This window comes from Saccharothrix stipae (assembly GCF_054781895.1).
Genome location: NZ_BAAGTN010000009.1, coordinates 171,620 through 184,652, shown reverse-complemented (window position 1 = coordinate 184,652; position 13,033 = coordinate 171,620). Strand labels below are relative to the sequence as shown.

At 67.5% G+C, this 13,033-nt stretch carries 11 protein-coding genes and 1 tRNA gene; 2 read left to right on the top strand and 10 right to left on the bottom strand.

Going from position 1 to position 13,033, the window contains the following annotated elements:
- Positions 1-3 precede the first annotated feature (3 nt).
- Positions 4-3,213, top strand: a complete 3,210-nt coding sequence (locus ACYVLT_RS23945) for a penicillin acylase family protein (RefSeq protein WP_461122446.1) — start codon at positions 4-6, stop codon at positions 3,211-3,213.
- Positions 3,214-3,324: 111 nt separating this feature from the next.
- On the opposite strand, the gene ACYVLT_RS23940 is transcribed toward ACYVLT_RS23945, so the two are convergent.
- On the bottom strand, positions 3,325-4,071 hold the full coding sequence (locus ACYVLT_RS23940; RefSeq protein WP_461122445.1) for an FkbM family methyltransferase: 747 nt from the start codon (positions 4,069-4,071) through the stop codon (positions 3,325-3,327).
- Between the two features lie 17 nt (positions 4,072-4,088).
- Positions 4,089-4,949 carry a hypothetical protein gene (locus tag ACYVLT_RS23935; protein WP_461122444.1) on the bottom strand — a complete coding sequence of 287 codons (861 nt, stop codon included), beginning with the start codon at positions 4,947-4,949 and terminating at the stop codon, positions 4,089-4,091.
- Between the two features lie 199 nt (positions 4,950-5,148).
- Between ACYVLT_RS23935 and ACYVLT_RS23930 the strand changes: the two genes are divergently transcribed.
- Positions 5,149-5,221 (top strand) — tRNA-Arg (locus ACYVLT_RS23930).
- A 219-nt stretch (positions 5,222-5,440) separates the two neighbouring features.
- Here ACYVLT_RS23930 and ACYVLT_RS23925 read toward each other — a convergent pair.
- The 8 genes from ACYVLT_RS23925 to ACYVLT_RS23890 form a co-directional block, all read right to left on the bottom strand.
- Positions 5,441-6,223, bottom strand: a complete 783-nt coding sequence (locus ACYVLT_RS23925; RefSeq protein ID WP_461122443.1) for a hypothetical protein — start codon at positions 6,221-6,223, stop codon at positions 5,441-5,443.
- A 572-nt stretch (positions 6,224-6,795) separates the two neighbouring features.
- On the bottom strand, positions 6,796-8,193 hold the full coding sequence (locus tag ACYVLT_RS23920; protein WP_461122442.1) for a tyrosine-type recombinase/integrase: 1,398 nt from the start codon (positions 8,191-8,193) through the stop codon (positions 6,796-6,798).
- Complete coding sequence (locus ACYVLT_RS23915; protein WP_461122441.1) at positions 8,190-8,387, bottom strand: helix-turn-helix transcriptional regulator; 198 nt, start codon at positions 8,385-8,387, stop codon at positions 8,190-8,192. Before ACYVLT_RS23915 ends, ACYVLT_RS23920 begins: the two co-directional genes overlap by 4 nt.
- 26 nt (positions 8,388-8,413) lie before the next feature.
- On the bottom strand, positions 8,414-9,988 hold the full coding sequence (locus ACYVLT_RS23910; protein ID WP_461122787.1) for a replication initiator: 1,575 nt from the start codon (positions 9,986-9,988) through the stop codon (positions 8,414-8,416).
- Positions 9,989-10,014: 26 nt separating this feature from the next.
- Positions 10,015-11,484, bottom strand: a complete 1,470-nt coding sequence (locus ACYVLT_RS23905; protein ID WP_461122440.1) for an FtsK/SpoIIIE domain-containing protein — start codon at positions 11,482-11,484, stop codon at positions 10,015-10,017.
- A gap of 388 nt (positions 11,485-11,872) precedes the next feature.
- On the bottom strand, positions 11,873-12,544 hold the full coding sequence (locus tag ACYVLT_RS23900; RefSeq protein WP_461122439.1) for a hypothetical protein: 672 nt from the start codon (positions 12,542-12,544) through the stop codon (positions 11,873-11,875).
- A gap of 34 nt (positions 12,545-12,578) precedes the next feature.
- Positions 12,579-12,833: an AMED_5909 family protein gene (locus ACYVLT_RS23895; RefSeq protein ID WP_461122438.1), complete on the bottom strand. Its 255-nt coding sequence runs from the start codon at positions 12,831-12,833 to the stop codon at positions 12,579-12,581.
- Positions 12,833-13,030: a hypothetical protein gene (locus tag ACYVLT_RS23890; RefSeq protein ID WP_461122786.1), complete on the bottom strand. Its 198-nt coding sequence runs from the start codon at positions 13,028-13,030 to the stop codon at positions 12,833-12,835. Before ACYVLT_RS23890 ends, ACYVLT_RS23895 begins: the two co-directional genes overlap by 1 nt.
- Positions 13,031-13,033: the final 3 nt, after the last annotated feature.

Here is a 13,033-nt window from a genome sequence, read left to right as displayed (position 1 = left end):
GCCATGCGGAGAGCCGCCCGATCGCTAGCCGTGGTCGCCCTCCTCGCCGCGGCCGCCCTGACCGTCCCCACCCCTGCCTCCGCCGCCTCCGCCACGTCGCAGGCCGAGGTCGGGACCACCGCGTTCACCCCGGACGACCACTGCCTCGGCCAGTGCCACGACGTGCTGCCACCCGGCCAGAACGGCAACGCGACCCTCGCCGAGATCCTCGCCCACCGGGCGCTCGGCACCCGTCCCGCGCACTCGGCCGACCAGCTCGGCCGCTACGACTCGCTCGTGTCCGGCTACGGCGGCCTGACCAACGAGCAGCTGGGCGCGTTCTTCAACGACGCCTCCTTCGGCGTCGCGGCCAACCAGGTCGAGAGCACGATCAAGCCCCGCACCGACGTCACGATCGTGCGCGACAAGGCCCTCGGCGTTCCCCACATCTACGGGACCACCCGGTCCGGCACGGAGTTCGGCGCGGGTTACGCCGCCGCGCAGGACCGGCTGTGGCTGATGGACCTGTTCCGCCACCTCGGTCGCGGTCAGCTGTCCGGGTTCGCCGGTGGGGCCGAGGGCAACCGGGTGCTGGAGCAGAGCTTCTACAACCAGATCCCGTACACCGAGGCCGACCTCCAGGCGCAGATCGACCAGGTCGCGACCAAGGGGCCGCGCGGCGCGCAGGCGTTGCAGGACGTGAAGGACTACATCGCGGGCATCAACGCCTACATCACCACCTCCGTGAACAACCGGACGTTCCCGGGCGAGTACGTGCTGACCGGGCACGCCGACGCGATCACCAACTGGAACGACATCAAGCCGTTCCAGCCGACCGACCTGGTCGCGATCGCCGCCGTGGTGGGCGGGCTGTTCGGCGCCGGCGGCGGTGGCGAGGTGCAGAACGCGCTGGTGAAGCTCGCCGCGCAGAACAAGTACGGCGCGACCGTCGGCGAGCAGGTCTGGCGGTCGTTCCGGGAGCAGAACGACCCGGAGGCCGTGCTGACCCTGCACGACGGCCAACGCTTCCCGTACGGCACGACACCGGCCGCACCCCAAGGTGTCGCACTGCCCGACGGCGGCGTGGTCACCCCGGAACCGATGGTCCACGACCAAACCTCCTCTGTGGACACCCCGGCGGACCTCAACGCACCGGCGGACCTCAAGGCCTTGGAGGGCCTCTTCGCCGACGGCGTCCTGCCGCCCGACCTGCTGACCAGGAAGCAGGGCATGTCGAACGCGCTGGTCGTCTCCGGCCCGCACACCGACACCGGCAACCCCATCGCCGTCTGGGGCCCGCAGACCGGCTACTTCGCCCCGCAGCTGCTCATGCTCCAAGAGCTGCACGGCCCGGGCCTGCGCGCCCGCGGCGTGTCGTTCGCCGGCGTGTCGATGTACGTGCAGCTCGGCCGCGGCGTCGACTACTCGTGGAGCGCGACGTCGGCCGGCCAGGACATCACCGACACCTACGCCGTGGAGCTGTGCGAGCCCTCCGGCGGCGCACCCACCGCCGACTCCCTCCACTACCGCTACCACGGCCAGTGCCTGCCGATGGAGCGGTTGGAGCGCAAGAACTCCTGGAAACCGACCGTGGCCGACCCGACCCCCGCCGGCTCGTACACGCTCGTCGTGCACCGCACCAAGTACGGCCTCGTCCAGAGCCGTGCGAAGGTCGGCGGGAAGTTCGTCGCCTACACCTCGCTGCGCTCCACCTACCTGCACGAGGTCGACTCGATCATCGGGTTCCAGGAGTTCAACGACCCCGACGCGATCACGTCGGCGGCGGACTTCCAGCGCGCCGCCGAGCACATCGGGTACGCGTTCAACTGGTTCTACGTGGACTCCCGCGACACCGCCTACTTCAACTCCGGCGCCAACCCGGTGCGCAAGGCGACCGTGGACCCGCACCTGCCGGTGCGGGCCGAACCCGCGTACGAGTGGGAGGGCTGGAACGCCGACCGCAACACGGCCACGTACACGCCGTTCGCGCAGCACCCGAACTCCATCAACCAGGACTACTACGTCAGCTGGAACAACAAGCAGGCGGCGGACTTCTCCGCGTCCGGTTACGGCATGGGCTCGGTGCACCGCGGCGACCTGCTGGACGACCGCGTCCGGGCTCTCGTGGCGCGCGGCGGTGTCAACCGTGCCGCGTTGACCCGGGCCATGGCCGAGGCGGGCGTCGCCGACCTGCGGGCCGAGCAGGTGCTGCCCGACCTGCTGCGGGTGATCGACACCGCGGCGGTGACCGACCCGGCGCTCGCGTCGGCGGTCGGCAAGCTGCGCGACTGGCAGCGGTCCGGGTCGCTGCGCAAGGAGACCTCGCGCGGCAGCAAGGCCTACGCGCACGCCGACGCCGTCCGGGTGCTCGACGCGTGGTGGCCGCGGCTGGTGGAGGCTCAGTTCAAGCCGGGGCTCGGGGACGCGCTGTACGGGCAGCTGACCCGTGCGATCCAGGTCGACGAACCGCCGTCGGACGCGCACGGTTCGGCGCCGCACAAGGGCTCGTCGTTCCAGTACGGCTGGTGGAGCTACGTCGACAAGGACCTGCGCGCCGTGCTCGGTGACCGCGTCGACGGCGCCCTGGGCGCCCGCTACTGCGGCGGCGGTGACGTGGCGGCGTGCCGGCAGGTGCTGCTGGACAGCCTGCGCGCGGCGGCGGCCACGCCTGCCGCGCAGGTCTACCCGGGCGACGCGTCGTGCGCGGCCGGTGACCAGTGGTGCGCCGACACCATCATCCACCGGGCCATGGGCGGCATCACGCACGACAAGGTGAACTGGCAGAACCGGCCCACCTACCAGCAGGTCGTGCAGTTCCCGTCCCGCCGGGGCACCAGCCTGGCGAACCTCGCCGCGGGCGCCACGGCCACCGCGAGCAGCTACGAGCGCGGCTGGTACCACTCGCCGCCCTCGCACGTGGTGGACGGCAAGCCGGACACCCGGTGGGCCAGCGACTGGTCGGACCCGCAGTGGGTGCAGGTCGACCTGGGCGCGACGCGCACCGTCGGTCGGATCGTGCTGTCCTGGGAAGCGGCTTATGCCAAGGCGTATCGCATAGAACTGTCCACCGACGGCGCCGCTTGGCGCACCGTCTACACGACTTCCGCAAGTGATGGTGGCCAAGACCTTGCGTCGTTCCGGCCTGATGCGGCACGATTCGTACGAATGACGGGTATCCAACGGGCCACGGTTTACGGATACTCGATTCACGAGCTTGAGGTCTACGTCACGTAGACCGGCCCACAGGAAGACCCCGGTCCACCCCCAGGGACCGGGGTCTTCCGCTTTCCCGCTCCGACCTGGCCCACCGCGCCCGCCTACCGCGCCTGACCTGTAGTGCCCGGCCTATCGCGCGACGAACAGGTAGTTGCGGACGCGATCGTCGATCCGGTCGACCGGCCGCCAGGTGCTGCGGTGCCAGGCGTGCATCCGGTAACCGCGATCGGCCAGCCAGTCCCGCACGTCCCGGGCCCGGTAGCCGAAGCGCAGCACGTGCCGTTCCTCGATCTCCAGGAGAAGTTTCGGTCGAAACCTCTCGATCGTCTCCGAACCTCCTTGCAGCACCCGCAGTTCCGCACCCTCGACGTCGGCCTTGACGAAGTCGAGCCGGTCGATGGCGTTGGCCGCGCAGAACCGGTCCAGGGTGTCCGTGCGGACCAGGACCTCCAGGTGGTCGGCGAACTCGGCGTTGGAACCCAGGCCGTCCGCGCCCGAGGTGAGGAACGAGCGGCCGGTGACCGGTGTGCCGTGCCGGACCGGAACGCTCATCACCTCGCGGCCCTCGCTGACGCCCAGCGCCACGGCGTGCCGCACCACGTTGCGCCCCTCGCGCGGGCGCAGCAGGAAGGACAGCGCGGGGTGGGCGAACACCAGCGGCTCGATGCTGTGCACCGTCCCTTGTGGACCGATCAGGCGGGACAGCGACACGGTGTACAGGCCGAGCGCGGCGCCGATGTCGACGCACACGTCACCGGGCCGCACCACCTCGCGCAGGCCGATCAACTCGGGTTCGACGAACGGCGTCAGCCGGGCGAGGACACGCAGCGCGCCGGCCACCGCCGCGCCGCGCACCTCCGTCAGGTTGTGGTTCACCGGACCAGGTTAGGCAATCACGTCAGCGGCTTGGCGCCGTTCTGGGTGTGGTGCTGCGGTAGCTGCGGTGGCAGGCCGACCTGCTCGGCGAACTCGGCGGCCACGGTCGTGCCGCCGTAGATGCCGAGCGCCTTGGCCAGGTGCAGGCGGACGTCGACGCGGTGGCCGTCGTCCAGGCGGGGCAGGGCGCTCTCGAAGGAGGTGACCAGCGTGTCGGCCCAGTGCTGGTCGCGGCGCTGGGAGGCGATGCCGACGAGTTCGGCCAGGTGCCTGCTGAGGACCACGGCCTGCTCCACCTCGTAGCCGTTGCGGACCAGCCACCAGATCGTCGCGGTGGACAGGTCGGTCAGCACCTCGTCGCGCAGGTACTTGATCTCCGCGCGCTCGGCGTCCCGTTCGGCCTGGCGCATCGTGGTGGTCTGCAGGAGTTCGATGTGCTTGCGGGCCATCGCCAGGTCGTGCTCCTCGACGGTCAGCTCGATCGAGTCCGCACGTGCCCACACGTGCGTGCCCTCGACCTGCCGCTCGGCCGCCAGTTCCGCGCCGAGCTGGTGCTGCAGCGGGGCGTGGTGGACGAGCATCGCCCGTTCGGTCAGCGCCTTGGCCCGGTGGATGATGTCGTTGACCGCGGCGCTGCGCGGTGCGGTGTGCCGCGCGCCCGTGGTGAGGTCCACGCGCCAGTGGATCGTCATGCGGGCGTGGAAGTCGAGCCCGTAGACGGCGCTGGGCAGCGGCGACTCGAACGGGTGTTGGTGGGAGGTCGAGGCCGGGACGAACGTGTACTGCTCGGCGTTGGGGCGGGCACGGAGCCGCCGCCACCAGGCGCCGAGGGAGCCCAGCGGGCCGGGACGGAAGTCAGGCCAGGGTCGGCTGCTCATGGGATGGCTTTCGTCGGAGGGGGATATGCCCCTTCTGTACCTCACTGGACCGATGCGGAACAGATGAGGTCGCCCACTTCGCCCGTACAGCCGACCGCCTGGGGCCGACCCCCTAACCCAAGGTGCACATGCCTAGGCCCACCGAGTGACAACCCCACCACCGGAAGCCCGACCGCCGACCCGGTACGCTCACCCCCGCGCCCTCGTAGCTCAGGGGATAGAGCATCGGTTTCCTAAACCGTGTGTCGCAGGTTCGAATCCTGCCGGGGGCACTCACCTTTCGCCGGGTGAATCAGGCCCTGAGCTGCGGCAACGCGCTCAGGGCCTGATCTTTGAGGTCCGTCGCCGTCAGCCGGAATCTGCCCCCGTCTGCCGGGGTTCGCGAAGCCACTGCGAAACCGCTCCACCCCCACAGAGCCTGCTAGCACCGTCTCCTCCACTTCGGCGGCACGGGCGGAGGCGTAGGAGACCTCGGTGCCGACCACCGCCCTCTAGCGCTCACCCCCGACAGCCATGACGATGTCTAGCACCGCCCTGTGCTCCCGACGGGAGCGCAGAGACGCCGTCAGAGTTGCGATGGTCTCGGCCGCTTTCCCCAGTGCAGCGCCCGACAGCGCACCCACAACGCTCCCACCGCCGATCGAGGCCCCAGCAACACCACCGAGCCCGGCAAAGGTGAAGCTTTTGAAGCCACTGGCGACAGATGGGAGAAACCCTGAACCCTTCAGACTCTTTTTTGCTTTCTCCTCCACGGTTGCCAGACCATCGCGAAGTATCCCCCTCGCGTGAGACTGCCAGTCCAAATCGTTCTCCGAAATTTGACTAACATGCCCCAAAGCGGCCTCAATCGACTGGCGCCATTCCGCAAAGAGTTCATCATTCCTGCGAATATTGACCAATTGCCCGATGTTCAACTTCAACTCAGGGACCGAAATGTTAGCAAGTTTAGTAAGAGCCTCAGTACGACCGTCGGTCCGCAACTTTCCAGCACGGATGACAGCATTTTGCAGCAGCATCAGTTCGAGCGACCCATGCATCAGGGGAGTAAAGGACTCAGACCATCTCGTCCACACGGTGATTGAAGAAAGCACGTCATTTAGTAGCCAACCGTAGACATTAGACTCAGAACTTTCAATCGACCGCGCGAAGTCCTCAAAAGCTGCCCGCACATCTTCAGCACCGCCAAGGTCTGCAATTATACTCTCATAGTCGCCGAATACATCAGCCCCAGAATAAGCAGGGTGTCGAGCACGACTCAAGAGGGCAAACCTCATGCTTCCTGACTCTACAAGTGGCCTCACCTCGGCCAATTGATGGACAGACCTAGATATCGAGTCCCGCTGCTCTTCGATCGAAGATAGGGTCAAAAATCCCCGATCGAGCGGGTCATCAATCAACACTTCGGGCGTATACAGAAGAAACTTAAGCCCGGAGTCGATCGCGGAGGAAGATGCACGGGACCTCAACATGTCCCCGTAAGTACGGCGAACCTCAGGTCGCAACATCCCAGGGCGCAGAACCGGCGGCCGAGCTCGAACTATAAGCTCCGAGTAAGCTTCCATAAACTCTTGAAGTTTAGTGGCAGGCGATCTAGATATTTCGTATGCTAATGCCCAGTCGAGCGTTCCACCCCAGAGTCGCTCAATTAGCGCCACAGGGTTGGCGTTCTGCTGCTCCATTGCCACACCACCCAATTTTTTCGAGAGCATCTGTCAGCAACGTCGGGACGTAGGCCATTTCCGACAGCCTGCACCCCCACATCTCCACATACGACATATCCATGGTGGGCGGCTCGTTGTTACAGCATCACGGTGCGACGGAGTTGCATAAACTCGGATTGAAGTAGCTATCTGAAGTCTCGATACAATCCTTCGATCACCCGATTGATCGTCCCGATCTGCCCGTCGATGCACTTTGCATAAACTTTGAGTAGCACGTCTACTGAATGGCCCGCTCGCTCTGCCACCTCGGGAGCCGGAACGCCGCCATTCAGCCACAGGGATACTGCGGCGTGCCGAAGGTCGTATGGCCGCCCAGCCAGTGGAGAGGCCGCCTGAGCAGGCGTCAGGGCGTACTGGCGGGCCTCCTCCCACACTCGGTAGTAGGTGGACGACGACACGACCCCTCCACCGGGTGAGCGGAACAGCCGCCCGTCCGGCCCGGTCCCGAACCGGTCGAGGTGGTCCCGCAGGATGCGGACGAGTACCGGCGGGATCGGCACCGGCCGCACGTCCTTCACCCCACGGTGCTTCAGGCCGCGCCGGTCGTGCACCTCCCCCGAGTCCGTCCACCGCTTCCCGGCCGCCGGACGCGACTCACCAAGCATGAGCAGGCCCCAGCCCTCCTCGGGCAGGTTGCAGTCGTCCTCACGGAGCCCCAGGCCCTCAGCGGGCCGAGCAGCCGCGTAGTAGCCGGTCGCGAAGAACGCCGCCAAGTGCGCGCCCCGGTCCTGGTTCCGCCGACCGACGTAGGTCACCGCAGTCAACAGCCGCTCCACCTGGCCAGGGTTGGCGACGACACGCGGGTCGACCTGCTCGACCACCTTCGTGACCTTGCGCTTCACCCTGGTCAGCGGGTTGTCCGGGATGAGCCCCAACTCGACAGCGTAAGACAGCAGGTTGAACAACACCGCCCGTTTCCGCTGGTAGACCGTCGCAGCCGCCGCCTTGCCGTCGAGCTTCACCGCCAACGCATCCAGCACCTCACGAACCGCCACCGCGTCCGTCAGCTCGAACAGCGGACGCGAGTTCCGTACCAGCCAGTCAACGACCTCCCGCCCCTCACGCGACAGTTCGTCGTCTCGGGTAGTCGGAGGCAGCAGGTTGCGCGTGAGCACGCCCCGCAACTCGTTCACCTCCGGCCGTCCAGCTCCATCCCGGACGAATGCGGCCCCAGCCGTAGCCAACGCCTCCACGGTGCTACCTCGCGTGGTAGCAGCAGCATCCGGCCACTTCATGTCCATGTAGGACTGGGCGAACTCCACGAAGGACAGCGAGTTGCGCCGCTTCAGCTCCGAGACCGGGTAACCCGTCTCGACGTCGAACTCCTCACCCCTTCGAGCAGCCTGCATCAGCTCCGACCGCCGACTGTTGGCCAGGGCTTTGGTCCCGAACCACTCCGAGTGCGACTTGGTGTCAGTCACCCACCGCACGCCGTACGGCCGAGCCTTCCGCTTCCCGTCCTTGCCCTTCTTCTTCGACCAGTCCGCGATCTCCCAAAACCGAACCTTGAACGTGGTGGTCATGCCGCCGCCCGGTACAAATCATCGAGCCAAGCGAGGAAGTCCACCCGCTTGCACCGCAGCTCACCGTTGGGCAGCGAGAAGCACCGAGGCCCCTTCCCTGTCTGCCGCCACTTGTAGAACGTGTCCCGCGAGACCTCCCCGCCCAGGGCCTCCAGCATCTCCGGAACAGACATCAACTCAGCCAGCTCACGCACCTTGCCACTCATCCCCGAACCCCCGTTTACGCAGCTTGAGACGTTGCCGAACGGTTTGGCGGACTGGCCGAGGCGAGCAACGCCGCCGTGTACTCGGCCTTCCATCGACGCCGCTCCGCGACCGCCCGCAGCAGCAGGTGTGGTCTTGGGGGCACGTTCGGGTCACCGGGCTGCACGTTGTTCCAGACGACCCGTTTGGGCTGGTCGTCCCCGGTGATCCCCACGTCGACAAGCAGTTGCCGAACGAATTCCTTGCGGTCGTGCTTGTGGTCGGCGAGCGACTTGCCGGACCACTTCCGCGACACCAGCACCCGTCGACCGGCGACGCCCAGGGTTGAGCGCTTGTGTGCCTTGCCCTTGCACCGGCCGGGTTCCATCGACAGGCGAGCGCCCTTGGGTTGGACGCCATAGAGCAGCCACACCGGGCACTGCGGCGAGCACGGTGTCACGGCCAGCTCAACGCACAGCCGTTCGGCGTGCTCCTCCTGGCGGTTGGTCTGGGCGTCGAAGCACTCCCCGATGCTCTTGGTCAGGTACTTCGTCAGGTAGCCGATGTGCCGACCGGCCTCCTCTGTGCCGCCGAGGATGCCCTTGGAGTGCACCTGCACCCCGAACCGCGCCACATGCGCCGGACGCTCCACCTGGTCCAGTGCCTCGTCCCACGTCGGCAGCGGTTCGCGGGTAGCCGGGTCTACGAACCCCTTCGCCCGTGAGTCCCACACCGGCCGGTTGTCGGCGCCGTACTTGATCTCGTCATGGTTCGGCCACCACACCTGGTGATAGGTAGCCTCAGCGACCGCCCGCAGCTCCGCCCGCGAGATCGAACCCCTGATAGCGGCGTGCCAGTGCGGCGCCAGTCGCCGCTGAGGTTCGACGGTCGAGAAGTACTGCACATCCCAGCCCACGCACCGCCGCAGGTTCTGCACGAACCGATCGAGCAGGGCCGCGAAGTGCACCGCGTCCCGAGCCGCACGCCGGTAGTCGTAGGTGTTCGGGTCTACCGGCGTGCCGTCCGAGCGCACCTTGCCGTAGCTGTCCAGCGTCAGCGTGAGGAAGGTCGAGGGCTGGTACTTGCCGCCGAAGACCCGGCCGACCGTGCGCTTCTGGACCGGCCGCCGAGGCAGGTTCGGTGCATCCTGCCGCCGCCTGGTCGACCGCTTCCGGGTGATCCGTGGACGTGCCTCCAGCGCGGGGAGCGAACCGCGGACTCCGAGCTGCCGAAGTTCGGCGTCGACCCCTGCGACCTCTTCTCGAACCTCCTCAGCGCCGATCTCGTCGCCCTCTTCGACCGCCTGCCGGTACACCTTCACCAGGTCGGCCCGGTAGGCGGTCAGTGCCCGCTGATCGTCACTGGGCTGGTCCGGGGTGAAGTCGGGTTCCTCGGTCAGATGCCATCCCTCGCGACACTGCACCATCCGCAACCTGCGGTTCTTCTCCGCGCATGTCGGACACACACTCGCCACGGTCGACCCGCACGCCACGGGCACAATCCCGACCCGCCCGGTATCCAGGTCGATCCGCTCCTTGGCCAGCGGTCGGACGCAGACGCCGTGCTCTTCGGCCACGGCCCGGGCCACGTCCAGCGCCGTCGGTTGCTTCATCCGGTCGGCACGAGTCAGGTACTCGCTCACGCCGCTACCTCCCCCGAGCCGTCCGGTCGAGTCGGGAAGTCGTGCACCTTCGCATCGGCCAGGAACACCCCCAGCTCGACCAAGTCGGCATCGGTGACGTGGAACGCCCGAGCCCGTTCCGGCTCCCGCTGCCCGTCCTCCTTCACCCAGGCGACACCGGGCGTGTCCTCGCTGATCTCGTGTGCCGCCGCGCCGCGTTGCCGCACACCGTCGCCAAGGACCATGTCGACCTGTTGCGGCTCGTCCAGGCGCAGCGCCACACGGGTGGCGAACAGGTGCCGGAAGGACACGACTTCCTTGCGCGGGTCTTGGACCAAGCCCACGACCGCATAGCCAGGTGCACGCCCCTGTGAGGTGATCGTCTGGATAGCTCGCACGGCCCGTTCGCGGAGCTGCTTGTCCGGCTGGTAGGCGATCAGGTCCGCTAGCTCGTCCACGATCAGGACGGTGAATGGCTCTCCTGTCGACCGTGCCCACAGCCGCCGCACACCCCGGTACCGCGTGGCCCGCTCCTTGACTTCTGCGGCGATTTCTTCAAGCAAGGCAACGGCTTCCGGTCCGTTGTCGTACACGACACGGTCGAAGGCGTCCGGGCACTGCCCGAGTTCCATCCCGCCCTTCGGGTCGATCCCCACCAGCCGCACCAGGCCCGCACGGACGGCCGGGGCGAGCTGCCACACCAGCGACCACAACACCGAGCCCTTGCCCGCACCAGGCACGCCGACCACGAGCACCTGAGATCCGAGCAGGCGCAACCGCCAAGGCTTGCCCGTCTCCGTCCGGCCGACCACCACCCGCTTGAGATCCACCTCGGTCGAGTCCGTCAGCGCGGGCACAGTGAGCGGACGCAGCAGCGGGTCACGGTGGACGAAATCCAGCTCGATCACCCGAGGCGGCAGCACCCGCACCCGACACGAACGAGCACCGAACGAGTGCGCCAGGCCATCCCGCCGCAGCTCCCACGCCTCCGGCGACTGGGCAGGCACCATCCGGACCCGAACCCGATCCCGCCAGCCCTCCGACCGGACCCGGCGCAGCTTCGGCCGGTACTCGCGCCCACGGTCCCGCTTGGCCAGGTCAGCCAACCGCATCACCGACCGCCACTTCGGCACGTACACCGTCGCCCGCCGCCACTCGGTCACCAACCGGTACCAGCCGTGCCGTAGAAACGACCCGCGATCCAGGCCAGCCCAGATCAGCAACGCCGCAACCAGCGACAACAGGGCTAGCACGAGCGGCGAGAGCCCGAACCGCCACCAGCACCAAGCCGCCGACACCGGCACCAACGTGACCACCGGGTACCGGACGACGACGAGCACCAGGCGCACGATGCCGATCACCACCAGCCAGACCAGCGCCACCAAGGCCGCAATCCACTTGGCCTTGCCCGGTACGAGCACCCACCACGGCACCCGAGGCCGAACGCCCTCGAACGGAGCCGGGTCGACCCACTTCCCGCCGTTCATCGCACACACCCCATGGGGGCGAAAATCAACGGCAACCAACCCAGGCAACCGCAACAAACGAGCTGGTTACGGGCGTAGACACCGAACCGCTTGCACGCCCCACAGGGGCGACCGTTGGACAACTTCCACACTGTCGGAGCACTGCGCCGACTTGACGCGCGCACCCCACGTACCGATAGCCTTGACATGACCGGAACCCCTTGTGTGTCAACAAAAGCGCGCGAGAATGACCGGTCGTTGCGTCGTCGGTGAACTGCTCCAGGCCCGCCAAGACTTGAGGTCCGTTCACCGACGACCACGACCGACAGGTCAGTGATCGTCTTCAGTTGTCACCCGCCAGTGCGGGCGGACACCGCCGCATCCGATGCCCGCCCACACCACCGGTCAGCTAGTAGTCGAGCGGGTCAGGCATCCACGGCAGCCAAGCCGCGAGCCCACCGAGGGTGATCGAGAACCGTGTTTCCTCACGGCTCGCCCCGCCGCGCTCCCGCCACTCGTGAGCCGTGGCATGACCGGCGGCTGCCAGATCCAGGCAGGCCACACGCACCATGCCCTCATCGGCACCAGCCGCCGTCACCAAGTCCTCGATGCGCCACTCCCGCGAGGGCACCAGCACCAGCGCATCCGCCACCCGGAACAGCACCGGGAACGAGTAGCCGACCACCTCACCGCGTGCCCGGTCTTCGACCGACAGCCGTGCGCCCATCACCGACGCCAACCGCGGATCGCGCCAAGCCGCACCGTCACGCAACCAGCCGTGCGCCACCCCAGGACCACCCCAATAGGCCAACCCCGCTGGTGACAACCGAGGCCGGTGCGCTGACAGCCCGCCCGGCAACGTGGCCGCGTCGACGGTTAGATGCCCCAACTCCGCCAAGTCGGCGCAGATCCTGCGCACGGCCGCGTACGGCACGTGAGCTGCCCGCGACAACATCCGCAACGACCGTTCCTCGTGCGGGTAGCCGACGAGCTGGTTCATCACTCCTTCGAACATCGCGTGCGTGTACCCGGCATCGGACAACCGCTCCAACGACAAGCCGTCCCGCACAACCTGAGCCAAGTCCGCACCACCGCGAGTCCGCTTCGCAGCCTGGTCAACGCTCATCCGACTCAACCCCCTCAGCCTTGGCCCGCTCGCGCTTGGCCCAATACAGCGCCTCGTGGTGATGACCCCGATCAACCTCCGCGACTCGCGCATACACCTCGGCCGACCGCAGGTAGAACTCCCGCCGCACCTCAGGCGACGCGTCCGGCGCAGGCATCAGGTGCGTCAACGCCTCGTGCGCGTCCTTGAGCAACGTCACCGCGTACGCCGCCGCCCACGGGTCGACTTTCTTCGTTTGAGCCATCACGCACCCCCAACCTCAGGAGGCGTCCCCAACGCGGCCTGTCCCTCGGCGACGGCCTGGGCCAGACGCGGCAACGCGTCCCGATCAACGACCAGCACCGCCGGGAACGCGTTACCGAGCCGGAACTCCACCCTCCCGGCGAACACCAGCGGCTCGACCCGAATCGGCAGGTCAGCGGTGACATGCAGACGGACCATGTC

Coding starts and splice junctions, on each gene's coding strand:
- ACYVLT_RS23905 (WP_461122440.1), bottom strand. CDS start 11,484: ATGAACGGCGGGAAGTGGGTCGACCCGGCTCCGTTCGAGGGCGTTCGG.
- ACYVLT_RS23935 (WP_461122444.1), bottom strand. CDS start 4,949: ATGAGCAGCCGACCCTGGCCTGACTTCCGTCCCGGCCCGCTGGGCTCC.
- ACYVLT_RS23925 (WP_461122443.1), bottom strand. CDS start 6,223: ATGAGGTTTGCCCTCTTGAGTCGTGCTCGACACCCTGCTTATTCTGGG.
- ACYVLT_RS23945 (WP_461122446.1), top strand. CDS start 4: ATGCGGAGAGCCGCCCGATCGCTAGCCGTGGTCGCCCTCCTCGCCGCG.
- ACYVLT_RS23895 (WP_461122438.1), bottom strand. CDS start 12,833: ATGGCTCAAACGAAGAAAGTCGACCCGTGGGCGGCGGCGTACGCGGTG.
- ACYVLT_RS23910 (WP_461122787.1), bottom strand. CDS start 9,988: ATGAAGCAACCGACGGCGCTGGACGTGGCCCGGGCCGTGGCCGAAGAG.
- ACYVLT_RS23890 (WP_461122786.1), bottom strand. CDS start 13,030: ATGGTCCGTCTGCATGTCACCGCTGACCTGCCGATTCGGGTCGAGCCG.
- ACYVLT_RS23920 (WP_461122442.1), bottom strand. CDS start 8,193: ATGACCACCACGTTCAAGGTTCGGTTTTGGGAGATCGCGGACTGGTCG.